Here is a 26,539-nt window from a genome sequence, read left to right as displayed (position 1 = left end):
GGCTGCCACCCTAGGGGTTCTTCCGCAGGGCGGCCGCGAACATGGCGTCGGTCCCGTGCCGATGCGGCCAGAGCTGTACGTACGGACCGTCGCCCAGCTGGTCAGCCGGAGCGAACAGCGGCCGAGCGTCCAGGGCGGTCACCGGCTGACGGCGCAGCGCGTCGGAGACCACCCCGACGGTCTCGGCCAGGTGCGGCGAGCACGTGGCGTACAGGATCACACCGCCGGGACGGGTCAGCGCGATCGCGGCGGCCAACAACTCACGCTGCAGCTTGGCGAGCACCGGGACGTCGCCAGGGGTCCGCCGCCAGCGAGCCTCCGGCCTGCGCCGCAGCGCACCGAGCCCGGTGCACGGCGCGTCGACCAGCACACGGTCGAAACTGCCCGGCTCCAGCCCCGATTCGCGGCCGTCCACCCGCAGCACCTCGACCGGCAGGCCACGGGTGTTCTGCTCGACCAGCTCGGCGCGGCGCGGCGTCGGCTCGATCGCGGTCACGCTGCCACCGTGTTGCGCGGCGATCGCGGCGATCAGCGCGGTCTTGCCGCCCGGCCCCGAGCACAGGTCCAGCCAGCGCCCGCCGTCGTCGCCGATCAGCGGGGCCAGCGTCAGCGCCTGAGCCACCAGCTGGCTGCCTTCGTCCTGCACCAGCGCCTTGCCGTCGCGTATCGCCGCCACCCGGCCCGGGTCACCGCCACCCAGGTACGCCGCATACGGGGAATACCGGCCGACCGTCCCGTCGACCTCGGCGGCCAGCTCCTGTCCGGTCAGCACCCCCGGCCGAGCGGCCAGGTGCACGGCCGGGCGGGCGTCGTCCGCGGCCAGGGCGGCGTCCAGCTCCCCCGCGTCGGCGCCGAGCGCATCGGCGAACGCCTGGGCGATCCAGCGCGGGTGGGCATGCAGGAACGCCAGATGGCCGACCGGGTCGGTCGCCGCGGCAGGCGCCAGCTCGGCCACCCACGAGGCCTCGTCGCGACCGGAGATTTTGCGCAGCACGCCGTTGACGAAACCCGCTCTGACACTGTCGAATTCGATGCCGGCCTGCTCGACCGTGGTGGACACCGCGGCATGCTGGGCGACGTTGGTGCGCAACAGTTGGTAGCTGCCGAGGCGCAGCAGGTCCAGCAGCACGGGGTCGATCTGGTCGATCGGACGGCCCGCCGCCGCCGCGATGACAGCGTCGAGCACACCCAGCATGCGGCAGCTGCCGTAGGTCAATTCGGTGGCGAACGCCGCGTCGCGGCCGTGGATCCCGCGCTCGGACAGCATCGACGGCAACACCAGGTTCGCGTAAGCGTCGCGCTCCGACACCGCGCGCAGCACGTCGAAAGCGGCCTGACGGGCCGGATCCAGTGGCGTCCGCGGCGCGCGCCGGGGTGGACGCTGCTGAGCGCGATCACGACCGGGTGGCGCACCGGTGCGCTCACGCTTCTGGCCCGACTGTTGACGCGACTTTTGAAAATGCTTGCCGCCGTTGGGCTTTCCCTTATCGCCAGGGCCGGGACGCTCGCTCATGACGCCCGCACCGTTTCGTCGAGTCGGGCGCCGCGGGCCCAGTCGGCCGCGTTCATCAGCTTCTTGCCCGGCGGCTGCACCTGGCCGAGGAGCACCGGCTGCGACCCGGTGCCGACCCTGACCCCGGACCGATCCACCGCGATCTCCCCCGGCGCCAGCGGCAGCGCCGCCTCGTCGACACTGACCGGGCCGAGCTTGACCCGCAGGTCACCGATCATCGTCCAGGCGCCGGGATTCGGGATCACCGCGCGGATCCGACGGTCGACGACATGGGCGGGCAGGTCCCAGCTCACGCGCGCCTGCTCGACGGTGATCTTCGGCGCCAGACTGACCCCGTCGGCGGGTTGGGGTACGGGAGTCAGCGTGGCATCGCCGATACCGTCCAGCGTCGCCTCCAGCAGCCCCGCACCGGAGACGGCCAGCCGGTCCAGCAGATCGCCCGCGGTGTCGGCGGGCCGCACCGTCTCGGTGACCACGCCGTAGATCGGACCGGAGTCGAGGCTCGGCTCGATCAGGAAAGTCGTTGCGCCCGTTACCGTGTCACCCGCCGCGATGGCTGCCTGTACCGGTGCCGCACCCCGCCAGGCGGGCAGCAGCGAGAAATGCAGGTTGATCCAGCCGTGCGCCGGCACCGCCAGCAGCGCCTCGCTCAATAGCGCGCCGTAGGCCACCACCGCGCAGCACTCCGGTGCGAGTTCGGCCAGTTCGGCGATGAACTCACCGCTGTTGGGCCGCGTCGGGCGCAGCACTGGGATGCCCGCCTCGTCGGCCAGCCGCGCCACCGGCGACGGCGCGGGTTTGCCGCGACGCCCGGCGGCGGCGTCCGGGCGGGTGAGCACCGCGATCACGTCATGGCGCGGCGAGTCGATCAGCCGCTGCAGCGACGGCAGCGCCGGTTCGGGAGTGCCCGCGAAAACAATTCGCATACTTCTACTTTGGCACCTGATAGAACTCGCGCTGCGACACCCCTGCCATGCCGGCGACGAACATCGTCGGAATCGTGGTGATCAACCGGTTCACCGTTGCGACGGCGTCGTTGTAGTACTGCCGCGCGAAGGCCAGCTTGTCCTCGGTGTCGGCGAGGTTCTGCTGCAGGTTCAGGAAGTTGTTCGATGAGTTCAGCTGCGGGTAGGTCTGGCCCAGCGCCAGCACCTGGCCGACCGCGGTGTCGAATTCCTTTTCCGCCGAAGTGCGTTGTGCCACGGACTTTCCCGAGGTGGCGGCGGCAAGCGCGGTTTGCGCGTCGGCCACGTGATCCAGGATCGCCTTCTCATGGGCGGCGAAGGTCTGCACGGTGTGCACCAGCCCGGGGATCAGCGCGGCCCGCCGGGTGAGCTGCACATCGATACCGCCGAGAGCCTCGTCGACGCGGACGTCGGCGGCCCGAACCTTGTTGTAGCCCAACACGAAACCGATCAGCACCAAGACCGCCAGCACCAGCACCACGATCAGCACGAAGCTCACCATGAACCGCCTCCTCCTCCGCCTCCGCCACCGCCGCCTCCGCCACCACCACCGCCGCCACCGCCACTGCTGGACGACGACGAGGACTGTGAGGCGCTGTAGGCGCCGATCGACGACGACAACGCCGACTCGAAGCTGTCGAAACTAGCACCACCGCTGCTGGCCGCATGCCAACCGGTACCCGACGACGAGTGGTACCAGTCCGGCTGCGGGTCGACCTCGCCGGTGGCCGTCTGGTACTTACGGGCCCACAGGGCGGCGACCCCGCCGGCGATCGCGAACGGGATGTAGGCGGTGTACAGGTCCTTGCGGGCGGCGAAGTCGAAGCGCGACTCGGCCGAGTCGGTGGACAGCATCCGGTAAAAGCCGCCGGCCTGCGACCACAGTTCGCGCCCCGCGGCGGTGCGGCGGCTGCCGACCCCCATGGTCCACGATCGGGCCGAGAACAGGAAGAACAGCGCGAACGGCAGACCCCACAGGGTGATCGGGGACCAGATGAAGGCGCACACGGCCAGCACCAGGGCGAGGAAGGTGAAGAGCCGCAGCCACAGCTCCCGTGAGCGTTTGACCATGAAGCCGTCGAACGCCCACTTCGTCACCGACGCCATCATGTCCGTCTTGGCGCTGGACAGCTTCTTGCCGGAAGCCACGGTGCCGTTGGCGTCGAAGCGGGCGTCGGGTCCGATGATCTTGAGCGCGGAGCCGATGTCCACGCTGACCGGGTCGACGTCCGCCCACGCCGCCGACGGGGCGGCGCCGGTGACGGTCCACTTCTTGTCGCTGACCTGGTGCAGGGTGATCAGCTTGCGCTCGGCCAGGTAGAACAGCGTCGCGGTCACCCCGTTGGGCGGCACCTTCTCGGTGCGGATGTACTCACATTGCACCGGGCCCAGACCCGGCGGCGGCGCGTACTGCAGCGGAAAGCCGGGTGGGGGCTCGACGGTGGTCCGCCACCACAGAAAGCCACCCAGAGCGGCCGCGATGCTGGCGCCGACCAGCCACAGCGCCGCGGGCAGCGACCGGCCAAGGACCGGGTCCCAGCGGTAGGTCCACGGCAGCTCGGCGCGCGGCGGGGTGGGCACGTCGACGCCGACCCGCACTGTGACCGGTGTGCGCGGGTCCAGGTCGCGGGCCGACAGATGGACCCTGTTGCCACTGACCGTCACGTTGTCGCAGGCCCGCCCGACGCCGTAGCCGACCGAGCACTGGGCGCCGGTGACACCGCCGGGCAGTACGACGGAGATGTCGGCACGTTCGATCATGTTGTTCCACGCCGGGGCCACGACATTCCAGAAGAACGCCGACCGACCCGCCGGGTCACCGGTCGACGACGCGAACTTCCGGTCCGCGCCGGTGCCACCCGGGTCGAGGACACCGTCGATGGTGTAGCGGATCCGGAAGACGTGGAGCCCGTAGTCGAGGTACTGGCCCGGGTCGCCAATCTTGGCCACCCGGAAGCGTTTTCCGCTCTCCCACTGCATCTTGTAGGGCACCGGGCGGTCGTCCATGAGGATCTCGGTCACCCGCGGTTCCTGGCGGACATGCGCGCTGTTGAGGTTGGCGACGTCCCAGTACCGGAAGATGCCGTGCCGCCCGCTGGGGAAATTGCCGGTGATGATCTCGGTGGCGTCGAGCCTGCCGTTGGCGTCGACGACGAACTCGGCGTGGTAATCGGTGATGACCACCGGGTCCGCCGGCGGCCCGCCCTGCGAGCTGTTGGCGGCCACCATCGGCCACAACAACCCAATGACGATGAGCAGCAAGGCGATCGAGAACCAGATGATCCGGCCGGCCCACTTCATCTCGCCTCCCCCTGTCGGATTGTGGGCTTCACCCTATGTGCAACGGGTCGATCTGTACCCGAACCGCCTCGTGGTCGTGCCGGGCACTGGCGATGGCAATGGCATGGCGCAGCGACGCGGCCAGGCCAAGACCGTCGTCCTTACTCACCCGCACCAGCATCCGGATGACGGGTTCACCGGGCTTCGTCGCGGGCGGGCGACGAACGCCGGGCGGCAGGTCGACGGGGCCGAGTAGGTCGGCGTCCTCGGGCAGCTCGGCATGTTCGAGCAGCGCGCTGACCGCCTCCGAACTGCCGTCGACAGCGGCCATGTGCACGCACGGGGGCAGCCCGACCTCGGCGCGGGCTGCCAACTCCGCCTCCGCGTGCCCCACCGGATCCCACTTGATCAGCGCCTGCACGGTCGGGATCGCCGATTCGGCCACCACCGCCACCACCCCGCCGTCGCCGCGGGAACGCACCTGCGCGGCGACGGCCATCCAGCGCCTCAGGGTGTCCTCGGCGGCACGCAGGTCCTGGCGGCCCAGCATCGCCCAGCTGTCCAGCAGAAGCGCGGCGCCGTATCCACCCGGCACGTGGGGCTCCGCTCCCGGGGTGGCGACCACCAGCGCAGGGCCCGGCTCGATCTCGGTGTGCACCGCGTCCCCGGCCGAGGTGATGACCGTCGTGCCGGGAAACGCCCGGCCCATCTCCTCGGCGGTGCGGCGCGCCCCCACGATCACCGCGCGGATCGCATCGGAGCCGCAGCGCCGGCAGCGCAGCGAGCTGTCCATCCGGCCACACCAGCGACAGACCGCGCCGGCCGCATCCCGCTCGGACAGCGACAGCGGCCCCATGCAGTGCCGGCAGCGGGCGATCGTCCGGCAGCGGGCGCAGGCCACCGATGGCACGTAGCCGCGCCGCGGCACCTGGATCAGCACCGGGGCCTCCTGCTCGAGTGCGCCGCGGGCGGCGCGCAGCGCCAGCGACGGCAGCCGGGCCGACCGGGCGGCGGCGTCGCGTTCCTCGGCGTAGCCGGTGTCGTCGAGCGCGACCACCCGCGGCGCGGCCGCGCGTACCAGCGGCCGGGGCGCCACCAGGTCGTGCGCCCAGCCGCTCTGCACCAGCGCGTGCGCCTCGGCGGTGCGGGCGTAGCCGCCGATCACCGCCGCGCAGCGCAGCTGATGGGCACGCAACATCGCCACCTCGCGGGCGTGCGGGTAGGGCGCGCGCGGTTCGGCGAGGTTGTCGTCGCCGTCGTCCCACACGATGACCAGGCCGAGCCGCTCGACGGGCGCGAACACCGCGCTGCGGGTGCCGATGACCAGCCGGGCGTGCCCGCGCAGCGCCGCCAGCCAGCGCCGATATCGGGCCGAGGGGCCCAGCCCGGCCGATAAGGCGACGACCGCGGACGGGTCGATCCGCGCGGTCGCGGCCTGCCACAGCGCGTCGATATCGCGCTGGTCGGGAACCACGGCCAACACCCCGTAGCCGCCGCTCACCGCGGCGGCGGCGGCTTCGGCGATCCGGTCGCACCACTGCTCGCCGGGCAGCGCCTGCCATACCGCGCGGGCGGCGCGGCCGTCGCGCAGCGCGGTCAGAAATCCCTCACCGCGGGTGTAGCGCGCCCAGCCGGCGGGGTCGACCGGATCGATGACGGGCAACAGCGGCGTCTCGGTCTGGGTTTTTTCGGCCCTGGCATGCCGGGGCGGGATGGCCAGCCGGAGCACGTCCGGACGGGTGCCTGCGTAGCGGGCGGCGACCGCGTCGACGAGCCGGCGCACCTCGGGGGTGAGCACCGGCTCGGCCGAGATCACCCGGTCCAGCCAGCCCAGCTGGCCGACATGGTCGGTGTCCGAACGCCGTTCGAGTACGAAGGCGTCGACCAGCCGGCCGTGGAATCGGACCCGGACCCGCACCCCAGGCTGCGCGTCGTCGGACTGTTCGGCCGACACCAGGTAGTCGAACTCGCGGTCCAGGTGCGGCACCGACAGCATCGGCAGCACCCTGGCGATGGGTTCGTGCTCGGCGGCGCGCCGGATCGGCATCGTCGAAGACTATCGACGGGTCCGACAGGGTCGTAGTCGCCGGTGGCTCGGCCTGTTAGTTGCGCCCGGTTAGTCGCGCCCGGCCCGGCCGAAGAAGAACCCGGCGGTGATCAGCACCTGCGACGTGGCGTACACCCACCAGATCGGTACTTCGAGTGCCTGCGAGTCCAGCACGAAGCGGCCGATGCCGATCATGCCGTCGGAGATCGCGAAGCACACCGCTCCCAGTGCCGTCCACGGCGTGGGCAGCCGGGCCAGCAGCGCCGCGCACACCATCGCGGCCAGCACCGCCATGTAGACCAGGACGGGAATGGTCAGCCCGTCGGCGACCAGCCGCGGCCAGAACCACACCAGCAAACCCATGCACGCGACGACAACGACCGCCGAGGCGAGCAGGCGGGGCCGACTGGGCGCCCTCAGCGGCAGCAGCGCGCCCAGGTAGCAGAGGTGGGCCACCAGGAACGAGCCGAGCCCGAGCACGAACGACGGCTGCCACCACGGCATCGCCAGGAAGAAGTCGCCGCCGGCCGAGAACAGCAGCGCCGCGACCAGCCAGCGTCGCTCCCGTGCTTCTCCGTGCCACAGCGCGCCGACCGCCAGCAGGACGGCCATCAGCGCCTTGACCGCGGGCTGGCCCGCGAATAGGCCGGTGAGCTGGGAGTTCTCGGGCAGCCGCAGCGCGGTGATCAGCAGAAAGATGCCGTAACCGATCGCCACGGCGGCGCCGGCCAGCCACCACGGTGTCGGGGTGCGTAAGTACGGTGGGCTGATGACCAGCTTGGACCGACCGCCGGTGGATGCCATCCTGCAGAAGGTACTGGAAGCGGTGCCCTTCCAATTGACCATCGACGGCGGAATCGACGAGTCGCGCCGCCGGTTTCGCGACCTGCCGCGCCGCCCGCTCCATCCCGAGCTGCGGGTGGAGAACCACCACATCGACGGGCCGGCCGGCCCCATCCCCGTCCGGGTGTACTGGCCCGACGGAGTTGATACCCCGCCGGTCACGATGTATTTCCACGGTGGCGGCTTCGCCGTCGGCGACCTGGACACCCACGACGGGACGGCCCGCCAGCACGCGGTTGGCGCCGGCAGCCTGGTCGTCTCCGTCGATTACCGCCTGGCCCCCGAGCATCCGTACCCCGCCGCCGTCGACGACGCATGGGCCGCCACCCGGTGGGTGGCCGCCCATGCCGACAGCTTCGGCGCGGACGGCTCGCGGCTGGCGGTCGCCGGTGACTCGGCCGGCGGCACGCTCTCCGCTGTCGTGGCCCAGCTGGCCCGCGACAGCGCCGGTCCGCCGATCGCGTTCCAGCTGCTCTGGTACCCGTCGACGATGTGGGACAACTCGCTGCCGTCGTTCGCCGAGAACGCTGACGCGCCGGTGCTCGACAGGGCCAGCATCGACGCCTTCAGCCGCTGGTACGCGGGCGAAATCGACTTGGCCGACCCGCCGCCGGGCCTGGCCCCCGGCCGGGCGGCCGACCTGGCCGGCCTGCCACCCGCCTACATCGCCGTCGCCGGCCACGACCCGCTGCGCGACGACGGCGCCCGGTACGCCGAGCTGCTGGCCGCCGCCGGTGTAACGGTCGAGCTGCATCAGGCCGACACACTGGTGCATGGCTATCTCGGTTACGCCGGGATCGTTCCGGCCGCCACTGAGGCGACCGAACGTGGATTAGCCGCACTGCGCGCAGCGTTGCACGCATGAGCAGCTTTGAAGAGCAGTGCTAGCAGCAAACCTTGTCGGGACCGTCCGGACAGGCCACAATGGCAACAGAATTCAAATGTGGAGGGATTTACCCCATGAAAATTGCTGAAGCCGCCGGAACCCGGCGAACACTCGGCATCTGTGTCGGCGCCATCACCGCCGGCCTGGTCTCGGCGGTCATCGCCGCCCCGGCCGCCGTCGCCGCACCCGACTGCAGCCAAGGCAACATCGACGCCCAGGTCGCGACCGCACAAGGCGGGATTCAGGGCTACCTGGCCACCCACCCGGACGGTCAGAAGATGCTGATGACCGCGGCGATGCAGCCGCGCGCCCAAGCCAGCGCCACCCTGCAGGCCTATTCGGTGTCCCACCCGCAGGAATACCAGGAGTTCACCGCGATCCTCGCGCCGCTGGGCACGCTGCAAAAGCAGTGCGGCGTTCAGGTCATCCCGCCGCAGTACCAGTGGGCGTTCGACCAGTTCGTCGGCTAGTCACATAACGGTGCACGACGGCCGGGGGTAACCCGGCCGTCGTGATCGTTGCGCATACTCGCGTGGTGAATGATCGAGCGATGCCGGCGCAACGGACACCGGAGTACGGCTCCTGGCTGCTGGGTCGCGTCTCGGAGAGTCAACGCCGCCGACGCATTCGCATCCAGATCATTCTCACGGTGTTTGTGGTGGTCGCCAATCTCATCGGCGTCGCCGTCGCCTTGTCCGTCATCACGGTCGCGATCCCGGTGCCCAACATCTTTGCCGGCCGCGCGCACCTGCTCACCACCCGCGTCGCGTCGACCTACGTCGTCGTCGCGGTCGTCATCGGCTGGATCTGGGCGACGCGCCGCGTTCTCGACACGCTCCGCTGGGCGATCGAACAACGCCCTCCCACCCCGCGCGATCAGCGCAACACGTTCCGCGCCCCCTGGCGGCTGACCGTTATCCCGTTGGTGCTCTGGGGTTTTGGTGCGGCGCTGCTAACCACTCTGTACGGATTGGTCGACACGGCATACATCCCCAAGATGTTGTTCGCCACCACGTTCAGCGGCATCGTCGTGTCAGCGAGCTGCTACTTCTTCACCGAATTCGCACTGCGCCCGGTGGCGGCGCAAGCACTCGAGTCCGGTAAACCCGAGCACCGCGCCGGCCCGGGAGTCTTGGGCCGCACGATCATGGCCTGGGTGCTGGGCTCCTGCGTGCCGGTCGTGGGAATCGCGTTGGTGGCAGCATTCACCCTGACGCTGCGCAACATGACGGTGACCCAACTCGCGGTCGCCGTGCTGCTGTTGGCTGCCGCCGCAGCGATTTTCGGTTTCATCCTGATCGTGATCGTGTCCTGGTTGATCGCCACGCCGGTTCAGGTTGTGCGTGCCGCGATGCAACGCGTGGAAGACGGCGACCTCGACGCCCACGTGGTGGTCTTCGACGGCACCGAACTCGGTGAACTGCAACGCGGCTTCAACACGATGGTCGAGGGCCTCCGCGAACGCGACCGCGTTCGGGATCTGTTCGGACGCCACGTCGGGCGCGACGTGGCGCTGGCGGCCGAACAACGCAACATCAATCTTGGCGGCGAGGAATGCCGCGCCGCAGTGCTTTTCGTCGACATCGTCGGATCGACCGAGGTCGTCGGCAGCCGTCCCCCCGTCGAGGTCGTGGAACTGCTCAACCGGTTCTTCGCGGTCGTGGTCGAGGAAGTCGAGCGTTGCGAGGGATTGATCAACAAGTTCGAAGGCGACGGCGCATTGGCGGTGTTCGGTGCACCGGTCGCGCAGGAACAGCCCGAAAGCAACGCACTTCGCGCCGCCCGGGCGATCGCGGAACGCCTGCGGCATGACGTCCCCGAGATCGCCGTCGGCATCGGCGTTGCCGCAGGAATCGTGGTGGCAGGCAACATCGGATCGCACCACCGTTTCGAATACACGGTCATCGGGGACCCGGTCCACGAGGCCGCCCGGCTGTGCGAGTTGGCGAAGAAGACGGATGCAAAAGTGCTGGCTTCCGCAGACGCCATGGACGCCGCCGACGCCGAAGAACAGCGGTTCTGGAGAACCGGTGACGAGGTCGTCCTGCGCGGACGCAGTACACCGACCCGCTTGGCCGTCCCCGTCCAGCCGGAATGATTCCGGGTTGCAGCCACTTGTTCACAGGTGGCAACCCCATGGTGGGAACTCCATGGTCCGACTGATCAACAACGGAGGAACCCGATGACCACTCCCCTGGCCGGCCGGCGCGCGCTGGTCACCGGCGGCTCGCGCGGTATCGGCGCCGAGATCGTGCGGCGCCTCGTCGCCGACGGCGCCGCGGTGGCGTTCACGTATCAGTCCTCGGCGCAGACGGCTCAAGCCCTGGCCGACAAACTGGTGGCCGCCGGAGGCACCGCGGTGGCGATCAAGGCCGACAGCGCGGATGCTGCCGCCGTCTCCGCAGCGGTCGACGAGACCGTCTCAACCCTCGGCGGCCTTGACATCCTGGTCAACAACGCCGGTATCGCGTCCGCGGGGACGATCGAAGACTTTCCGCTCGAGGAGTTCGACCGGCTGGTCGCCGTCAATGTGCGGGGCGTCTATGCCGCCATCCAACGCGCGGTTCCGCATCTGGGCGAGGGCGGTCGGATCATCACCATCGGCAGCGTCAACGCCGACCGGGTCCCGATGAACGGCTTGGCGGTGTACGCCCTCACCAAGGCCGCTGTCGCCGGCCTCACCCGCGGCCTGGTTCGCGAGCTCGGGCCCCGAGGTATCACGATCAACACCATTCAGCCCGGCCCGGTGGCCACCGATATGAACCCCGAGGTGGGCGGGTTCTCCAATGAGGTCCGGCCGTTCATCGCCGTGGGCCGCTACGGGCAACCACGCGATATCGCCAGCGCGGTGGCCTACCTGGCCTCCCCGGAGGCCAGTTACGTCACCGGCGTGACGTGGAACGTGGACGGCGGTTTCGTCATCTAGAACCCTTGCCATCCGGTGCGGCCGGAGGCCAGGCTGGGGCAATGACGCCCGACTACGAGACGCTGATCGTGGGCGCCGGGTTCTCCGGCATCGGCGCGGCGATCCTGCTCGACAAGGCCGGCCTCGGCGACTACCTGATCATCGAAGCCGGCGAGGGCCCAGGCGGAACCTGGTACTGGAACACCTATCCCGGGATCGCCGTCGACATCCCGTCGTTCTCCTATCAGTTCTCCTTCGAGCAGAGCCCGCACTGGTCGCGCACCTACGCACCGGGCCGCGAGCTGCGCGCCTACGCCGAACACTGCGTCGAGAAGTACGGACTGCGCAGCCGAATCCGGTTCAACACCAAGGTGACTGGGGCGGTGTTCGACGAGGAGCACGACGTCTGGCAGGTGGAGCTGGCCTCGGGTGACGTGCTGAGCGCGCGGTACCTGATCAACGCCAGCGGTGTGCTGACCATCCCCAAGCCGCCCGACATCGACGGGGTGGACTCGTTCGCCGGGCTGACCATGCATACCGCGCGCTGGGACCACGGCCAGGATCTCTCCGGCAAACGGGTCGCCGTCGTCGGTACCGGCGCGTCTGCCGTGCAGGTGATCCCCGAGATCGCGCCGATTGCCCAGCGGCTCACCGTTTTTCAGCGCACCCCGATCTGGTGTTTCCCGAAGGCGGATCTGCCGATCTCACGGGTCGCCCGCTTGGCGATGCGGGTGCCCGGCGGCATGGCCCTGCAACGACTCGTCAGTCAGGCCTACGTCGAGCTGACCTTCCCGCTGGCCGCCCACTATTTCACCATCAACCCGCTGGCCCGGCAGATGTCCGAAATCGGAAAGGCCTACCTGCGCAAGCAAGTTGACGATCCGGAGGTGCGGGACAAGCTCACCCCGCGCTACGCCGTCGGCTGCAAACGACCGGGGTTCCACAACACCTATCTGTCCACGTTCAACCGGGATGACGTCGACCTGGTCACCGACCCGATCGACACGATCACCGGCTCGGGGGTGACCACCGTCGACGGCGGGTCCTACGACGTCGACGTCCTGATCCTGGCCACCGGGTTCAAGGTGATGGACACCGACAGCGTGCCGACCTACCCGGTGACCGGGGTCGGTGGCCAATCACTGGCCGGATTCTGGGACGAGAACCGGCTGCAGGCCTACGAGGGTGTCAGCGTGCCGGGCTTTCCGAACATGTTCACGGTGTTCGGGCCGTACGGCTACGTCGGGTCGTCCTACTTCGCGTTGATCGAGGCGCAGAGTCACCACATCGTCCGCTGTCTGACGCAGGCCCGCCGCGCGCGGGCCACCCGGGTCGAGGTGACCAGCGAGGCCAACGACCGGTTCTTCGCGTCGATGATGGCCAAGCGGCACCGTCAGATCTTCTGGCAGGACAGCTGCAAGCAGGCCAACAGCTACTACTTCGACAAGAACGGCGACGTGCCGCTACGGCCGGCCAGCACGGTTGAGGCGTACTGGCACAGCCGGCGCTTCCCGCTTGACGACTACCGCTTCACGGCCTAGCGGCCGGTTAGACCGAGTTCTTGAGGTCGTCGACCTTGTCCAGGCGCTCCCAGGGCAGGTCGATGTCGGTACGGCCGAAGTGGCCGTAGGCGGCGGTCGGCGCATAGATCGGACGCAGCAGGTCAAGGTCGCGGACGATCGCACCGGGCCGCAGGTCGAACACCGCGGTGATGGCCTTCTCGATGCGGGCCGGGTCAACAGTCTCCGACCCAAAGGTCTCCACGAACAGCCCGACCGGGGCGGCCTTGCCGATGGCGTAAGCGACCTGCACCTCGACCCGCTCGGCCAGACCGGCGGCGACGACGTTCTTGGCCACCCAGCGCATCGCGTAGGCCGCCGAGCGGTCCACCTTTGACGGGTCCTTGCCGGAGAACGCACCGCCGCCATGGCGGGCCCAGCCGCCGTAGGTGTCGACGATGATCTTGCGGCCGGTCAGGCCGGCGTCACCCATCGGGCCGCCCAGCACGAACTTGCCGGTGGGGTTCACCAGCAGCCGGAAGTCCGAGGTGTCCATCGAGTCGTGATTCAGGTCGGCCAGCACGGTGTTGACGACCTTCTCCCGGATGTCCGGGGTCAGGGTGCCTTCCAGATCGATGCCGGCGGCGTGCTGCGTGGAGAGCACGACGGTGTCCAGCCGCACCGGGGTGGTGCCGTCGTACTGCACGGTGACCTGGGTCTTGCCGTCCGGGCGCAGGTAGTCCAGCACACCGCTCTTGCGCACCTCGGTCAGGCGGCGGGCCAGTCGGTGCGCCAGCGCGATCGGCAGCGGCATGAGCTCCGGGGTGTCCGTGATCGCGTAGCCGAACATCAGGCCCTGATCACCCGCGCCCTGCAGGTCCAGCGGATCGGCGCCACCCTCGACGCGGGTCTCATGGGCGGTGTCCACGCCCTGGGCGATATCGGGTGACTGGCGGCCGATGCCGATGTTGACGCCCGCGGTCGCGCCGTCGAAACCCTTCTCCGAGGAGTCGTAGCCGATCTCCAGGATGCGATGGCGGACGGTGTCGTTGATATCGGCGAACGCTTCCTTGGCCAATGTCGTCACCTCGCCGATGACATGGACCTGGCCGGTGGTGACCGCCGTCTCGACCGCAACCCGCGACTTCGGATCCGCAGCCAACAGCGAATCAAGAATCGAATCGCTGATGGCGTCGCAGATCTTGTCGGGATGACCCTCGGTCACCGACTCACTGGTAAACAGCCGACCTGCGCTCACGTTGTCATCCCTTCCAAGCACTTAGTTCTGCGAATCATATATTCGCCCCTGACAGACCAAACCGGGACGGTACGTCCCGCGCAACCGTTAAGCGCAACTTTCTTCTAATCGACGCCGTTCTGATTGCCGACCGCTAGGCCTCGCGCCGCAGCAGCGTGGCGATCGCGTCAACGATACGACTTGCCATCAATGTCTTCGACCCGTGCTCCAGAGCCGCCTCGGTGCCGTCGGCGCCCAGCAACCAACCGTCGTTGCTGTCGACCTCGAAGGCGCGACCCTCCCCGACCGCGTTGACGACGAGCAGATCACAGCCCTTGCGGGCGAGCTTGGCGCGGGCGTGGAACAGCACGTCGCCGTTGGCGTCGCCGGTTTCCGCGGCGAAGCCGACGATGGCCCGCATGTTCGGCAACTGCCCGTCGGCACGCTGACGCACCGCGTCGGCCAGCACGTCGTCGGTGCGCAGCAGGTCAATGGCGGGCGCATCCACCACGTCGGGCTGCTTCTTGATCTTGCTGGTGGCCACCTGGGCGGGCCGGAAATCGGCGACGGCAGCGGCCATGACGAGCACGTGGGCGTCCGGCGCGTGCTTGGTGATCGCCTCGTGCAACTGTGCCGCGGAGGTGATGTTCAGGACATCCACGCCGGCCGGCTCGGCCAGTCCGGCGGTGTTGCCGGCGATCAGCGTGACGTCGGCGCCGCGCTGGGCGGCGACCCTGGCCACTGCGTAGCCCTGCTTGCCGGAGCTGCGGTTGCCGATGAAGCGGACCGGGTCGATGGCCTCCCGCGTGCCGCCAGCGCTCACCAGCAGCTTGATGCCGCTCAGGTCGTACGGCATTGCGTCGGAGCGGGCCAGCAGCAGCTCGGCGAAGGTGGTGATCTCCTCGGGCTCGGGCAGCCGCCCTGGCCCGGTGTCGGCACCGGTGAGCCGTCCGGAAGCGGGTTCGAGCACCACCGCGCCGCGGCTACGCAATGTCGCCACGTTCTCAACGGTGGCCGGGTGCAACCACATCTCGGTGTGCATGGCCGGCGCGAACAGCACCGGGCAGCGGGCCGTCAGCAGGGTCGCGGTCAACAGGTCGTCGGCGCGGCCGGCGACGGCGCGGGCCAGTAGGTCCGCGGTGGCCGGTGCGACGACGACGAGGTCAGCTTCCTGCCCGAGCCGGACGTGCGGGACTTCGTCGACGTCCTCGAAGACGCCGGTACGGACCGGATGCCCGGACAGCGCCTCGAACGTCGCGGCACCGACGAACCGCAATGCCGATTCGGTGGGGACGACGCGGACGTCGTGCCCCGCCTCGCTGAGCTGGCGGACCACCGAGCACGCTTTGTAGGCGGCGATGCCTCCGGCGACGCCGACGATGATCCGCTTGCGGTTCATCAACTAGCCCGGGCTTGGTGAGCTACTCGCCTTCGGTGTGTTCGAGCAGATCGCCGTGGATTTCGCGCAGCGAGATCGACAACGGCTTCTCCTGCAGGCCAGGCTCGACCAGCGGTCCGACGTATTCGAGGATGCCGTCGCCGAGCTGGTTGTAGTAGTCGTTGATCTGGCGGGCGCGCTTGGCGGCATAGATGACCAGGGCGTACTTGCTCGACACCCGGTCCAGCAACTCGTCGATGGGCGGGTTGGTGATGCCCAGCGGTGTGTCATAGGCGGTTGCGGCACCCGGGGCCGGATCGTAGTGATCCGAGGTGGCTTGCGTCACGTAGAACTTCTTCCTGGCGGATTATGTGGGGCAAAAATTGGAGTTATCGACGTCTCACGCCGGCTTCGGGGCGTCAATCTTGCGCGCCCACCAGCAAGGATACCAATTCGGCGCAGGCCGAATCCAATTGGCTGTTCACGACGACGACATCGAAGCCGCCCTGAGCGGCAAGTTCAGCTCGCGCGGTGTCTAATCGGCGCGCCCTGACCTCTGGGGTCTCGGTGCCCCGGCCGGTCAACCGCGCTTCGAGCGCCTCCCAGCTGGGCGGCGCCAGAAACACCGTCAGGACCTCGGGCATCGCCCGTTTGACGGCCTCGGCACCGGCCAGATCGACCTCGATGAGGACGGGATGTCCCGCCGCCACCGCGTCGGCCACCGGTGCGGCCAGGGTGCCGGAGCGCTGCAAACCGTTGTGGATCTCTGCCCATTCGAGCAAGTCACCACCGTCGATCAACTGCTGGAACTGCTCGGGGGTGACGAAGTGGTAGTCGACGCCGTCCACTTCACCCGGGCGCCGGTCCCTGGTGGTTGCCGACACGCTGAAATGCAGGTCGGGCACCTGCTCGCGCAGGCAACGGACGACTGTCGACTTGCCTACCCCGGATGGCCCGGACAGCACCACCACTCGGCCACGGCCGCGGTGGTCGGGCATAACGCCCGCGCTGTCCGGCCCTCCGCCGGCATCCACTACTTAGTCGGCAGTGAAGTCGAACTTTTCCAGCAGTGCCTTGCGCTGCCGATCGCCGAGGCCGCGCAGGCGGCGCGTCGGGGCGATCTCCAACTCCGTCATGATTTCCTGCGCCTTGACCTTGCCCACCTTGGGCAGGGCTTCCAGCAGTGCGGAAACCTTCATCTTGCCGAGAACCTCGTCGGACTCAGCGTCCTTGAGCACCTGCTTGAGGTTGGTGCCACCACGCTTGAGCCGATCCTTGAGCTCAGCTCGTGCACGACGCGCGGCAGCAGCCTTCTCCAACGCGGCTGCGCGCTGCTCGTCGGTCAACTGGGGAAGGGCCACGGGTTCCTCCGTCTCATCACAATCATTGTTTTGCCTGGGCCGGGTACTTCAGCCAGCGACGCCGACCGTACCCACGGCCTCTGACGAAATCTAACCCCACCCCCTGTTTGGCGGTGCAAACCCGCAGGATATGGCCCAAGATCACGTTGTCCGGACAGCTGTCGAGACAACATTCCGGGCCATGTGTGCGGCCATTCAGAAACCCGAGCGCTGCCCGATAAAGGTAGGTCTACCTGCGGTTTTCCCGGGACGCCCCGGGCGACCAGGGCTTGCGGGCAGAGCAGCGGGAGCCAATTGAGGTCAAATTTCACCTCACAGGCAGGTCGCGGCGTGTCGGGCGTGTCGACGCCGCACTCGGCGGTCACTTACCGCACACACAGCTGCGCGACAGATTTTGCATAGCCGGGCTACCTAGCGTGGGCGGTGTCGGGGGTTCAGTGCTAGTTCAGCGGCCGATCCGAACCTCGAAGGGGCGTGCCATGTCCATCACCCAAACCACCCGCACCCAATCCACCCGCACCCGATCCATCCGCATTGGCAGCCGGATCGCCACCGTGGCGATCGGGATCACGATCGCGGGGCTGACGGTGGGCGCGGCTCCCGCCCTCGCCCAGCCCGGCCACGGCGGACCAGGCGGTCCCGGCGGCCCATGCGGATTCCAGGGCTGCCAGGGACCCGGTCAGCGCGGCCCTGACGGACCAGGGCCGGATCGACGCGGCCCCGGTCCGGCCGACTGGCGCGGCGGCCCTGGTGGCGGGCCTGGTGGGCCGCAATGGCGCGGTGGCGGCGACGACCGCGGCTGGCGGCCCGGACCTCCGCCACCCGAGCTGGGCTGGCGTGGCATCGACCAGGGCCGCTGGGATCACCAGCCGTTCAACTACGGCGGCAACTGGGTCAACCCGATCTTCGACCCGGGCTACCAGACCTGGGGCTTCTGGCTGTTCGGGACGTGGATCCCGCTGTAGACCCGGCTAGGCCAGGTAGGCGACCTCGTCGCGCAGCTTCTCCCCTGCCGCCCGGACCGCGGCGACGTCCGGTCCGGCGCGCAGGACTTCCCGCGATACCGCGGGCAGCAGCTGGCCGGGCCGGGCGCCCCCGAGACCGCCGAGCGCCGCGGGGCGTCCGCCCTGGGCACCTACCCCGGGCACGAGTACCGGCCCGCCCAGCTCACTGAGATCGGGCACGACGTCCAGCGTGGCGCCGACGACCACACCGACCGAGCCCGGGTGCGGCAACGTGGACCGGTTGACGGCGGCCGCGTCGTCGACGATGGATTGCGCCACCGTGCGTTCGCCGGCGACCGCCCGCTGCACCGATGCGCCTTCGGGATTGGACGTGGCGGCCAGCACGAACACTCCACGCCCGTTGGTGGCGGCGACATCCAAAAGTGGCTGCAGCGAACCGAATCCGAGATACGGCGACGCGGTGACAGCGTCAGCGGCCAGCGGTCCGGTACCGGCCCACGCCTGCGCGTAGGCGGCCATCGTCGACCCGATGTCGCCGCGCTTGGCGTCGGCGAGCACCAGCACGCCGGCATCGCGCAGTGCGGCGATGGTGTGCTCCAGCACCGCGAAACCCGCTGAGCCGTAGGCCTCGAAGAACGCCACCTGCGGCTTGACGATGGCGAATCCGGCGAAGGCCTGCACGCAGATCTCGCTGAACCGGGCCAGGCCGTCGGCACTGACCGGCAGGTCCCAGGACCGCAACAGCTCCGGGTGCGGATCGATACCCAGGCACAGCGGCCCGCGGTCGGCGATCGCGGCGGCCAGCCGGGCGCCGAACCCCGGCTCAGTCATTGGCCCATCTCAGTCATGACCCAGGCTGGCGTGCAGTTCCTGCAGGGAGCGCACGTCGATATCCCCGCGGATACCGGCTTCGATGCCCTGCACGGCCGCCGAGGCGCCCTGCACGGTGGTGATGCACGGGACGTTCATCTGCACCGCGGCCGACCGGATCTCGTAGCCGTCGATGCGCGGGCCCGAGTTGCCGTACGGGGTGTTGATCACCATGTCGATGCCACCGGCGAGGATGGCGTCCACCGCCGACATCGCGGGCCTGCCGTCACCCGGCTCCTCGAAATGCTTGCGCACCACGTCGCAGGGAATACCGTTGCGCCGCAGCATCTCCGCGGTGCCCTCGGTGGCCAGCACCCGGAAGCCCAGATCGGCCAGCCGCTTGACCGGGAACACCAGCGACCGTTTGTCGCGATTGGCCACCGAGACGAAGATCGTGCCGGTGCTCGGCAGCGAGCCGTAGGCGGCGGTCTGGCTCTTGGCGAACGCGCTGCCGAAATCGCGGTCGATGCCCATCACCTCGCCGGTGGACTTCATCTCCGGCCCGAGCAGCGAATCGATGGCCGAACCGTCGGCCTTGCGGAACCGGTGGAACGGCAACACCGCCTCCTTCACCGCGATCGGCGCGTTGGGCGACGGCGTCGCTCCATCGCCGGTCAGGGCCAGCACACCTTCGGCGCGCAGCTGGGAGATGCTGGTGCCCAGCATGATTCGCGCACACGCCTTGGCCAGCGGTATCGCGGTGGCCTTCGAGACGAACGGCACGGTGCGGCTGGCCCGCGGGTTGGCCTCGAGCACGTAGAGCACGTCGTCCTTGAGCGCGTACTGCACGTTGAGCAGCCCGACCACCCCGACGCCGTGCGCGATGGCCTCGGTGGCCCGCCGGACCGCCTCGATATCGCTGCGGCCCAACGTCACCGGCGGAAGCGCGCACGCCGAGTCGCCGGAGTGGATGCCGGCTTCCTCGATGTGCTCCATCACACCGCCGATGTACACCTCGGTGCCGTCGCAGAGGGCGTCGACGTCGATCTCGATGGCATCCTCGAGGAACCGGTCAACCAGAACCGGATGCGCAGGTGAGAGCTGAGTGGCCCGGGTGATGTAGCCGTGCAGCGTCTTCTCGTCGTACACGATCTCCATACCGCGTCCGCCGAGCACATAGGACGGCCGCACCAAGACCGGATAGCCGATGCGCGCGGCGATTTCGCGTGCCTGCTCGAAGCTGGTGGCCAGCCCGAACTTCGGCGCAGGCAGCCCCGCGTCCTTGAGCACCTGCCCGAACCGGCCGCGGTCCTCGGCGAGGTCGATGGCCTCGGGCCGGGTGCCGACGATCGGGACCCCGGCATCGGCCAGCCGCTGAGCCAGCCCCAGCGGCGTCTGCCCGCCGAGCTGCACGATGACCCCGGCCACACCCGGACCGCCCTGCCCGGACTCGGTTTCGGCGTGGAAGACCTCCAGCACGTCCTCGAACGTCAGCGGCTCGAAGTACAGCCGGTCGGCGGTGTCGTAGTCGGTGGACACCGTTTCGGGGTTGCAGTTGACCATGACGGTCTCGAATCCGGCCTCGCTCAACGTCGTCGCCGCATGCACACAGCTGTAGTCGAATTCGATGCCCTGCCCGATTCGGTTGGGCCCCGATCCCAGGATCAGCACCTTCGGCCGCTCGGTCTGCGGCGCCACCTCGGTCTCGGCGGCGGGGTCGAGCTCGTAGCTGGAGTAGTGGTAGGGCGTCTTGGCCTCGAACTCGGCCGCACAGGTGTCGACGGTCTTGAACACCGGGTGAATGCCGAGGCGCTGGCGCAGCGTCCGCACACCGTCCTCGCCGGCCAATTCGGTACGCAGCGCGGCGATCTGGCGATCGGACAACCCGTTGTGCTTGGACCGGCGCAGCAGGTCCTCGTCGAGGACCGGGGCCTCGATCAATTCCCGGCGCAGGCCCACCAGGCAAAAGATCTGCTCGACGAACCACGGGTCGACACCGGAGGCCTCGGCTACTTCTTCGACGCCCGCGCCAAGCCGCAGCGCCAATTCGATGTCGTAGAGCCGTCCCTCGGTTGGGGTACGCAACCGCTCCAGGATGTCGGCAACTGAACCGTCCTCGTCGGGCCCGGTCCAGAACCCGGCCCGGGTGGTCTCCAGCGAGCGCATCACCTTGCCGAGCGCCTCGATGAAGTTGCGGCCCAACGACATCGCTTCACCCACGGACTTCATCGTGGTGGTCAGCGTCGGGTCGGCGCCCGGGAACTTCTCGAACGCGAACCGCGGCGCCTTGACCACCACGTAGTCCAGCGTCGGCTCGAAACAGGCCGGGGTTTCCTTGGTGATGTCGTTGACGATCTCGTCGAGGGTGTAGCCGATCGCGAGCTTGGCGGCGATCTTGGCGATCGGGAATCCGGTGGCCTTGGAGGCCAGCGCACTGGACCGCGACACCCGCGGGTTCATCTCGATCACGATGAGCCGACCATCTTTCGGGTCCACCGCGAACTGGATATTGCAGCCGCCGGTGTCCACGCCGACCTCACGCAGGATCGCGATGCCCAGGTCGCGCATGGTCTGGTACTCGCGGTCGGTGAGCGTCATCGCCGGCGCCACGGTCACCGAGTCACCGGTGTGCACACCCATCGGGTCGAGGTTCTCGATCGAGCACACCACCACCACGTTGTCGTGATGGTCGCGCATCAGTTCGAGCTCGAATTCCTTCCAGCCGTAGATGGATTCCTCGATGAGCACGTTGGCAGACGGGGACGCCGCGAGTCCGTCGCCGGCCATCCGCTCCACATCCGCGAGCGAATGCGCCATGCCGGACCCCAGCCCGCCCATGGTGAACGACGGGCGCACCACGACGGGCAGGCCCAACTCGGCGACGGTCTCGCGAACCTCGGCCATGGTGAAGCAGACGGCCGATTTTGCCGACTCGCCACCGACTTTGGCGACGATGTCCTTGAACTTCTGCCGGTCCTCGCCGCGCTGGATCGCGTCGAAGTCGGCACCGATCATCTCGACGTTGTACTTCTCGAGGACGCCGTCATTGTGCAGGGCGACAGCGGTGTTCAGCGCGGTCTGCCCACCGAGGGTGGCCAGCACGGCGTCGATCTTGTTGCCGCGGGCGGCCTGCTGGGCGATCACCTTCTCGACGAACGCCGAGGTGATCGGCTCGACGTAGGTGAAGTCGGCGTACTCGGGGTCGGTCATGATCGTGGCCGGGTTGGAGTTGACCAGGCTGACGGTCAATCCTTCGGCGCGCAACACCCGGCAGGCCTGGGTGCCCGAATAGTCGAATTCACAGGCCTGGCCGATGACGATCGGCCCGGAGCCGATGACGAGAATGTGGTTGAGGTCGGTCCGGCGTGGCATTTAGCGCTTCCCCTCGTCCATCAGGTCCACGAATTGGTCGAACAGGTAGTTCGCGTCGTGTGGTCCGGCCGCGGCCTCCGGGTGGTACTGCACCGAAAAGGCCTTTCCGTTGGCGAGTTTGATGCCTTCGACGACGCCGTCGTTGGCGCAGGTGTGGCTGACCAGAGCCGGGCCGAAGTCGGTGTCGAAGTGCTCACCGGCCTCACCTTCCAGCGCGAAGCCGTGGTTCTGCGCGGTGATCGCGACAGTGCCGTTGGCATGGTCGATCACCGGCACGTTGATACCGCGGTGGCCGAAGACCATCTTGTAGGTGGACCGCCCCAATGCTCGGCCCAGGATCTGGTTGCCGAAACAGATTCCGAACAGCGGGATTTCCGCCCCGAGAACCGCCCTGGTGACTTCGACGACGTGGTCGGCGGTGGCCGGGTCGCCCGGGCCGTTGGACAGGAACACCCCGTCCGGCTTCAGCTCCGCGATCTGCTCGAAGGTGGCCGACGACGAGAGCACGTGAGTCCGGATGCCGCGGTTGGCGAAGTTGCGCGGCGTGTTGGTCTTGATGCCGAGGTCGAGCGCGACGACGGTGAACCGTTGCATCCCTTCGGGTTCGACGATGTAGCTCTCGGGTGTGCTGACCTCGCCGGCCAGGTCAGCGCCCAGCATGGCGGGCTGGCTGCGCACCCGGCGCACCAGCTCCTCGGTATCGGCCAGCGCCGGACCGGAGAACACCCCGGCCTTCATCGAGCCGCCGGAGCGCAGATGGCGCACCACCGCGCGGGTGTCGACCCCGGCGATGCCGACGATGTGCTGACGCTTGAGCTCGTCGTCCAGCGTGCCGGTGGCCCGCCAGTTCGACGCCCGTGGCGAGGGGTCGCGCACCACGTAGCCGGCCACCCAGATCTTGTCACCGCGGCTTTCGGCGTCCTCGTGGTTCCAGCCGGTGTTACCGATCTGCGGGGCGGTGGCCACCACGATCTGACGGTGATAGCTGGGGTCGGTCAGCGTCTCCTGGTAGCCGGACATCCCGGTGGAGAACACCGCCTCTCCGAGAGTCTCTCCGACGGCACCGAATTCGGTGCCGGTGTAGACCCGCCCGTCCTCCAATACCAGATGGGCTTTACCCGTCACGCTGCTTCTCCTGTTGTCGTCCATCGTGCATAGTCGCGGCGGTCGTCGCCGCGAAAGCCTGTGTCGATCTCGGCGCCCGACGGCAACCGCCACCGAATCGCCAGGATGCCTGCCACTTTTCCCGCCAGGGCCCGCTCGGTGCGGACGGCGGTGATCGCGTCCTGCGGAATCCAGATCGGGGTGGCACCGGAGCGCTCGAGCAGGATCCCTTCGGGGTAGCGGGTCAACACCGCCTTGGACCGGAAACCCAAGTCACCCGCGGCAATACGTTCCAGCCACTTGCCTGCGAGGGTACTGCCCACGTAGAGGCCCCTGGTCGGTGCGATGACAGCCGAGCTCAGCAGGTCGGGCATCGACGGCAGTTCACCGAGCAGTGCCATTTGTCGTGTGGCGCGGTGCTTCCAGCCGCGCAGCATCCGCCCGATCAGCACGCCGATGACGACGACGACCACAAAGGCGAAGATGTACGCCCCGATCGCCGTGCCGGTATTCATGCGGGGCTCTTCCCATCCCGTGCTGTCACGGTCCCCCGCAACAGCGTCGCGGTCACCGTCGCGGGCAACGTCATCGCCGCGAACGGGGTGTTGGCCGAGCGGCTGGCGAGGTCGCCGCCATCGACGATCCAGCTGGCGTCGGGGTCGACGACGACGAGGTTGGCGGGCTCCCCCACCTCCAGCGGGCGACCCTGGTCGTCCAGTCCCACGATGCGGGCCGGGTTCTCGCTCATCACCCGCGCCACGCCGCGCCAGTCCAGCAGGCCGGTCTGCACCATCGTCTCGACGACGACCGACAGCGCCGTCTGCAGGCCCAGCATGCCCGGCCGGGCCTGGGAGAACTCGCAACACTTCTCGTGCTCGGCGTGCGGCGCGTGGTCGGTGGCCACACAGTCGAGCACCCCGTCGGCCAGCGCCTGGCGCAGGGCCTGCGCGTCACTGGCCTCCCGCAGCGGCGGGTTGACCCGGTTCACTCCGTCGTAGCTGGCCAGCCGGCTGTCATCGAGCAACAGGTGGTGCGGGGTGACCTCGGCGGTGATCGAAATGCCCTGCTGTTTAGCCCATTTGATGAGCTCGACGGTCCCCGCCGTGGAGGCGTGGCAGATGTGCACCCGGGCGCCGGCGTCGCGGGCCAGGATCGCGTCGCGGGCCACGATGGATTCCTCGGCCGCCCGCGGCCAGCCGGCCAGCCCGAGCCGGGCGGCGTTGGGGCCCTCGTGCGCGATGGCGCCGACGGTCAGCCGCGGCTCCTCGGCGTGCTGCGCGATCAGCACGCCAAGGCCCGTCGCATATTCGAGCGCCCGGCGCATCACCAGCGGGTCGTCCACACAGACGCCGTCGTCGGAGAACATCTTGACCTGCGCCACACCGGCTGCCATCAGGCCCATTTCGGTGAGCTGCTTGCCTTTCAGACCCACCGTGATGGCGCCGACCGGGTGCACGTCGACCAGGCCGACCTGCTGACCGCGCCGCCAGACGTGATCGGTGACCACCGGGCTGTCGGCCACCGGGTCGGTATTGGCCATCGCGAACACCGCGGTGTAGCCACCCAATGCCGCTGCCGCCGAACCGGTTTCGATGTCCTCGGCGTACTCCCGGCCGGGCTCACGCAGATGGGTGTGCAGATCGACGAAGCCGGGCAGCAGCACCTGGCCAGTGGCGTCGATCACGTCGAGATCTTTTTCAAATCCTTGGGCCCCCGCCAGCTTCGGGCCGATCTCGGCGATCTGACCATCGGCCACCAGGACGTCGACCTGATCGCCCTCACCGTAGAGGCGGACACCGCGAATTAACACGCTCATACCGAAACCGCCTCGTCCGTGCCGACCAGCAGATGGAACAGCACCGCCATCCGCACGTGCACACCGTTGGAAACCTGTTGCAGCACAGCCGATTGCGACGAGTCGGCGGCAGCGAAGGAGATCTCCATACCGCGCAGCATCGGGCCGGGGTGCAGCACCACCGCGTGCCCGGGCAGCAGCGCCTGGCGGCGATCGGAGAGCCCGTACCGAATCGAGTACTCCCGCTCCGAGGGAAAGAACCCACCGTTCATCCGCTCGGCCTGCACCCGCAGCATCAGCGCCGCGTCGGCGGCGGGCAGTTCGGCGTCCAGGTCGTGCGACACCGTGACCGGCCAGTCCTCCACTCCCACCGGCAGCAAAGTGGGCGGCGCGACCAGCACCACCTCGGCGCCCAGGGTGGACAGCAGGCTCACGTTCGAGCGGGCCACCCGGCTGTGCAGGATGTCGCCGACGATCACCACCCGACGGCCCTCGATGTCACCGAGGCGCTGGCGCAGGGTGAGCGCGTCCAGCAGCGCCTGGGTGGGGTGCTCGTGCGTCCCGTCACCGGCGTTGATGACGCTCGGCCCTCCCCCGTCGTCTTCGGCCGTCCACTCCGCGAGCTGCTGGGCCGCACCGGAGGCCGGGTGCCGGATGATCAGCGCATCGGCGCCGGCCGCGCGCAGCGTCAGCGCGGTGTCGCGCAAGGATTCGCCCTTGGCCGCCGAGGACCCCGCAGCGCTGACGTTGATCACGTCGGCGCTCATCCACTTGCCTGCCACCTCGAACGACACCCGGGTGCGGGTGGAGTTCTCGTAGAACATCGTGATGATGGTGCGCCCGCGCAGGGTCGGCAGCTTCTTGACCTCGCGGCCCAACAGCGCCTGCCGGAACCGGTCGGCGTCGTCGAGGATCGCGGTGGCCTCGTCGCGGGTCAGATCGCTCGCCGACAGCAGATGCCTGATCGTCATCTGGCGGGACCTCCCTGGGGTGCGATCCAGATGCCTTCGACCTCGTCGTCCTCCACGAGCCGCACCTTGACGTTCTCGCTGCGCGACGTGGGCACGTTCTTGCCGACGTAGTCCGCCCGCAGGGGTAGCTCGCGGTGGCCGCGGTCGACGAGAACCGCCAGCTGCACCGCCGTCGGCCGGCCGATGTCACGCAGGGCGTCGAGGGCCGAGCGGACCGAGCGCCCGGTATAGAGGACGTCGTCGACCAGGATCACCAGGGCGCCGTCGATTCCGCCCGCGGGGATCGACGTCTTCTCCAGCGCGCGCGGCGGCTTGAAGTCGAGGTCGTCGCGGTAGAGCGTGATGTCGAGGCCGCCGCACTCGACGGAGACGCCGGAGAACTCGTTGATTTTCTCGGCCAGCCGGTTGGCCAGGGTGACGCCCCTCGTCGGGATGCCGAGGAGGACGACGCGGGGTGCGTCGAGGGCGTCGAGAGCGGTCTTTTCGATGATCTGGTGAGCGATGCGGGAAACGGTTCTACCGACGTCCGCACCGGACATCAATTCACGGTCGGTGGAGCCCACGAGCTGACCGGACCTCCTTCTCCGCCTCTCTGGACGGATCGTTAA

24 protein-coding genes are annotated in these 26,539 nt (G+C 68.9%); 6 read left to right on the top strand and 18 right to left on the bottom strand.

The genetic code is table 11. The features are described from left to right. Positions 1–10: 10 nt before the first annotated feature. From SLQ31_RS22660 to SLQ31_RS22635, 6 genes are all read right to left on the bottom strand, one after another. A complete protein-coding gene (locus SLQ31_RS22660) occupies positions 11–1,513 on the bottom strand; it encodes an rRNA small subunit methyltransferase B (protein WP_319436369.1) in 1,503 nt (500 codons plus the stop codon). Continuing rightward, positions 1,510–2,439, bottom strand: a complete 930-nt coding sequence (gene fmt / locus SLQ31_RS22655) for a methionyl-tRNA formyltransferase (RefSeq protein ID WP_319436368.1) — start codon at positions 2,437–2,439, stop codon at positions 1,510–1,512. Before fmt ends, SLQ31_RS22660 begins: the two co-directional genes overlap by 4 nt. 4 nt (positions 2,440–2,443) lie before the next feature. Continuing rightward, entirely contained in the window at positions 2,444–2,980 is a 537-nt protein-coding gene (locus SLQ31_RS22650) for a LemA family protein (RefSeq protein ID WP_319436367.1), read from the bottom strand. Then, positions 2,974–4,779, bottom strand: coding sequence for a DUF2207 domain-containing protein (locus SLQ31_RS22645; protein ID WP_319436366.1), 1,806 nt, complete (start codon positions 4,777–4,779; stop codon positions 2,974–2,976). The genes SLQ31_RS22650 and SLQ31_RS22645 overlap by 7 nt, the downstream gene beginning before the upstream one ends. Positions 4,780–4,807: 28 nt before the next feature. Next, positions 4,808–6,805 (bottom strand): primosomal protein N', encoded by a 1,998-nt coding sequence (locus tag SLQ31_RS22640; protein ID WP_319436365.1) that lies wholly within the window; start codon positions 6,803–6,805, stop codon positions 4,808–4,810. A gap of 69 nt (positions 6,806–6,874) precedes the next feature. Further along, positions 6,875–7,609, bottom strand: coding sequence for a lysoplasmalogenase (locus tag SLQ31_RS22635; protein WP_319436364.1), 735 nt, complete (start codon positions 7,607–7,609; stop codon positions 6,875–6,877). On the opposite strand from SLQ31_RS22635, the gene SLQ31_RS22630 reads away from it, so the two are divergent. From SLQ31_RS22630 to SLQ31_RS22610, 5 genes are all read left to right on the top strand, one after another. Further along, the gene (locus SLQ31_RS22630; RefSeq protein ID WP_319436363.1) at positions 7,575–8,513 is read left to right on the top strand and encodes an alpha/beta hydrolase; all 939 of its coding nucleotides are present in this window, start codon (positions 7,575–7,577) and stop codon (positions 8,511–8,513) included. The two genes, SLQ31_RS22635 and SLQ31_RS22630, sit on opposite strands and share 35 nt — an antisense overlap. Before the next feature lie 95 nt (positions 8,514–8,608). Beyond that, a complete protein-coding gene (locus SLQ31_RS22625; RefSeq protein WP_319436362.1) occupies positions 8,609–9,004 on the top strand; it encodes a hemophore-related protein in 396 nt (131 codons plus the stop codon). A gap of 80 nt (positions 9,005–9,084) precedes the next feature. Beyond that, entirely contained in the window at positions 9,085–10,632 is a 1,548-nt protein-coding gene (locus tag SLQ31_RS22620) for an adenylate/guanylate cyclase domain-containing protein (RefSeq protein WP_319436622.1), read from the top strand. Between the two features lie 84 nt (positions 10,633–10,716). Next, positions 10,717–11,460 carry a 3-oxoacyl-ACP reductase family protein gene (locus SLQ31_RS22615; RefSeq protein WP_319436361.1) on the top strand — a complete coding sequence of 248 codons (744 nt, stop codon included), beginning with the start codon at positions 10,717–10,719 and terminating at the stop codon, positions 11,458–11,460. A gap of 41 nt (positions 11,461–11,501) precedes the next feature. After that, entirely contained in the window at positions 11,502–12,980 is a 1,479-nt protein-coding gene (locus SLQ31_RS22610) for an NAD(P)/FAD-dependent oxidoreductase (RefSeq protein WP_319436360.1), read from the top strand. 7 nt (positions 12,981–12,987) lie between these two features. Here the strand turns inward: SLQ31_RS22610 and metK are convergent, their stop codons facing one another. The 5 genes from metK to mihF all read right to left on the bottom strand — a co-directional run bounded on the left by metK (position 12,988) and on the right by mihF (position 16,914). Continuing rightward, positions 12,988–14,196: a methionine adenosyltransferase gene (gene metK, locus SLQ31_RS22605; RefSeq protein WP_319436359.1), complete on the bottom strand. Its 1,209-nt coding sequence runs from the start codon at positions 14,194–14,196 to the stop codon at positions 12,988–12,990. Between the two features lie 133 nt (positions 14,197–14,329). Beyond that, the gene (gene coaBC / locus SLQ31_RS22600) at positions 14,330–15,574 is read right to left on the bottom strand and encodes a bifunctional phosphopantothenoylcysteine decarboxylase/phosphopantothenate--cysteine ligase CoaBC (protein ID WP_413642777.1); all 1,245 of its coding nucleotides are present in this window, start codon (positions 15,572–15,574) and stop codon (positions 14,330–14,332) included. A 22-nt stretch (positions 15,575–15,596) separates the two neighbouring features. Further along, positions 15,597–15,899, bottom strand: a complete 303-nt coding sequence (gene rpoZ / locus SLQ31_RS22595) for a DNA-directed RNA polymerase subunit omega (RefSeq protein WP_319436357.1) — start codon at positions 15,897–15,899, stop codon at positions 15,597–15,599. Positions 15,900–15,972: 73 nt separating this feature from the next. Beyond that, the gene (gmk, locus tag SLQ31_RS22590) at positions 15,973–16,551 is read right to left on the bottom strand and encodes a guanylate kinase (RefSeq protein WP_319436356.1); all 579 of its coding nucleotides are present in this window, start codon (positions 16,549–16,551) and stop codon (positions 15,973–15,975) included. Between the two features lie 39 nt (positions 16,552–16,590). After that, the gene (gene mihF, locus SLQ31_RS22585) at positions 16,591–16,914 is read right to left on the bottom strand and encodes an integration host factor, actinobacterial type (protein ID WP_057165041.1); all 324 of its coding nucleotides are present in this window, start codon (positions 16,912–16,914) and stop codon (positions 16,591–16,593) included. Between the two features lie 479 nt (positions 16,915–17,393). Here mihF and SLQ31_RS22580 point away from each other — a divergent pair, with 479 nt between their 5' ends. Further along, positions 17,394–17,879 (top strand): hypothetical protein, encoded by a 486-nt coding sequence (locus SLQ31_RS22580; RefSeq protein WP_319436355.1) that lies wholly within the window; start codon positions 17,394–17,396, stop codon positions 17,877–17,879. A 6-nt stretch (positions 17,880–17,885) separates the two neighbouring features. Here the strand turns inward: SLQ31_RS22580 and pyrF are convergent, their stop codons facing one another. From pyrF to pyrR, 7 genes are read right to left on the bottom strand one after another with little or no spacing between them, the layout of a single operon-like run. Beyond that, positions 17,886–18,710 (bottom strand): orotidine-5'-phosphate decarboxylase, encoded by an 825-nt coding sequence (pyrF, locus tag SLQ31_RS22575; RefSeq protein WP_319436354.1) that lies wholly within the window; start codon positions 18,708–18,710, stop codon positions 17,886–17,888. A 9-nt stretch (positions 18,711–18,719) separates the two neighbouring features. Continuing rightward, the gene (carB, locus tag SLQ31_RS22570; RefSeq protein ID WP_319436353.1) at positions 18,720–22,061 is read right to left on the bottom strand and encodes a carbamoyl-phosphate synthase large subunit; all 3,342 of its coding nucleotides are present in this window, start codon (positions 22,059–22,061) and stop codon (positions 18,720–18,722) included. After that, positions 22,062–23,210, bottom strand: coding sequence for a glutamine-hydrolyzing carbamoyl-phosphate synthase small subunit (gene carA, locus SLQ31_RS22565; protein WP_319436352.1), 1,149 nt, complete (start codon positions 23,208–23,210; stop codon positions 22,062–22,064). Beyond that, complete coding sequence (locus SLQ31_RS22560) at positions 23,183–23,680, bottom strand: transporter (RefSeq protein ID WP_319436351.1); 498 nt, start codon at positions 23,678–23,680, stop codon at positions 23,183–23,185. Before SLQ31_RS22560 ends, carA begins: the two co-directional genes overlap by 28 nt. Next, entirely contained in the window at positions 23,677–24,981 is a 1,305-nt protein-coding gene (locus SLQ31_RS22555; protein WP_319436350.1) for a dihydroorotase, read from the bottom strand. The genes SLQ31_RS22560 and SLQ31_RS22555 overlap by 4 nt, the downstream gene beginning before the upstream one ends. Then, positions 24,978–25,931 carry an aspartate carbamoyltransferase catalytic subunit gene (locus tag SLQ31_RS22550; RefSeq protein ID WP_319436349.1) on the bottom strand — a complete coding sequence of 318 codons (954 nt, stop codon included), beginning with the start codon at positions 25,929–25,931 and terminating at the stop codon, positions 24,978–24,980. Before SLQ31_RS22550 ends, SLQ31_RS22555 begins: the two co-directional genes overlap by 4 nt. Beyond that, complete coding sequence (pyrR, locus tag SLQ31_RS22545) at positions 25,928–26,494, bottom strand: bifunctional pyr operon transcriptional regulator/uracil phosphoribosyltransferase PyrR (protein ID WP_319436348.1); 567 nt, start codon at positions 26,492–26,494, stop codon at positions 25,928–25,930. The genes SLQ31_RS22550 and pyrR overlap by 4 nt, the downstream gene beginning before the upstream one ends. Between the last annotated feature and the right edge of the window lie 45 nt (positions 26,495–26,539).

Source organism: Mycobacterium sp. RTGN5 (assembly GCF_033804465.1).
Taxonomy (GTDB): Bacteria; Actinomycetota; Actinomycetes; order Mycobacteriales; family Mycobacteriaceae; genus Mycobacterium.
Note: the sequence above shows the minus strand (reverse complement) of the source record. Positions and strands in the feature narration are given on the sequence as shown.

What these genes read in the sequence shown, in the direction of transcription:
- SLQ31_RS22645 (WP_319436366.1), bottom strand. Translation starts at nt 4,779, where the DNA reads ATGAAGTGGGCCGGCCGGATCATCTGGTTCTCGATCGCCTTGCTGCTC.
- SLQ31_RS22625 (WP_319436362.1), top strand. Translation starts at nt 8,609, where the DNA reads ATGAAAATTGCTGAAGCCGCCGGAACCCGGCGAACACTCGGCATCTGT.
- SLQ31_RS22610 (WP_319436360.1), top strand. Translation starts at nt 11,502, where the DNA reads ATGACGCCCGACTACGAGACGCTGATCGTGGGCGCCGGGTTCTCCGGC.
- coaBC (WP_413642777.1), bottom strand. Translation starts at nt 15,574, where the DNA reads ATGAACCGCAAGCGGATCATCGTCGGCGTCGCCGGAGGCATCGCCGCC.
- SLQ31_RS22615 (WP_319436361.1), top strand. Translation starts at nt 10,717, where the DNA reads ATGACCACTCCCCTGGCCGGCCGGCGCGCGCTGGTCACCGGCGGCTCG.
- SLQ31_RS22635 (WP_319436364.1), bottom strand. Translation starts at nt 7,609, where the DNA reads ATGGCATCCACCGGCGGTCGGTCCAAGCTGGTCATCAGCCCACCGTAC.
- fmt (WP_319436368.1), bottom strand. Translation starts at nt 2,439, where the DNA reads ATGCGAATTGTTTTCGCGGGCACTCCCGAACCGGCGCTGCCGTCGCTG.
- carA (WP_319436352.1), bottom strand. Translation starts at nt 23,210, where the DNA reads ATGGACGACAACAGGAGAAGCAGCGTGACGGGTAAAGCCCATCTGGTA.
- SLQ31_RS22560 (WP_319436351.1), bottom strand. Translation starts at nt 23,680, where the DNA reads ATGAATACCGGCACGGCGATCGGGGCGTACATCTTCGCCTTTGTGGTC.
- SLQ31_RS22660 (WP_319436369.1), bottom strand. Translation starts at nt 1,513, where the DNA reads ATGAGCGAGCGTCCCGGCCCTGGCGATAAGGGAAAGCCCAACGGCGGC.
- gmk (WP_319436356.1), bottom strand. Translation starts at nt 16,551, where the DNA reads ATGCCCGACCACCGCGGCCGTGGCCGAGTGGTGGTGCTGTCCGGGCCA.
- carB (WP_319436353.1), bottom strand. Translation starts at nt 22,061, where the DNA reads ATGCCACGCCGGACCGACCTCAACCACATTCTCGTCATCGGCTCCGGG.
- SLQ31_RS22640 (WP_319436365.1), bottom strand. Translation starts at nt 6,805, where the DNA reads ATGCCGATCCGGCGCGCCGCCGAGCACGAACCCATCGCCAGGGTGCTG.
- SLQ31_RS22620 (WP_319436622.1), top strand. Translation starts at nt 9,085, where the DNA reads ATGCCGGCGCAACGGACACCGGAGTACGGCTCCTGGCTGCTGGGTCGC.
- SLQ31_RS22650 (WP_319436367.1), bottom strand. Translation starts at nt 2,980, where the DNA reads ATGGTGAGCTTCGTGCTGATCGTGGTGCTGGTGCTGGCGGTCTTGGTG.
- SLQ31_RS22630 (WP_319436363.1), top strand. Translation starts at nt 7,575, where the DNA reads ATGACCAGCTTGGACCGACCGCCGGTGGATGCCATCCTGCAGAAGGTA.
- SLQ31_RS22555 (WP_319436350.1), bottom strand. Translation starts at nt 24,981, where the DNA reads ATGAGCGTGTTAATTCGCGGTGTCCGCCTCTACGGTGAGGGCGATCAG.
- SLQ31_RS22580 (WP_319436355.1), top strand. Translation starts at nt 17,394, where the DNA reads ATGTCCATCACCCAAACCACCCGCACCCAATCCACCCGCACCCGATCC.
- SLQ31_RS22550 (WP_319436349.1), bottom strand. Translation starts at nt 25,931, where the DNA reads ATGACGATCAGGCATCTGCTGTCGGCGAGCGATCTGACCCGCGACGAG.
- pyrF (WP_319436354.1), bottom strand. Translation starts at nt 18,710, where the DNA reads ATGACTGAGCCGGGGTTCGGCGCCCGGCTGGCCGCCGCGATCGCCGAC.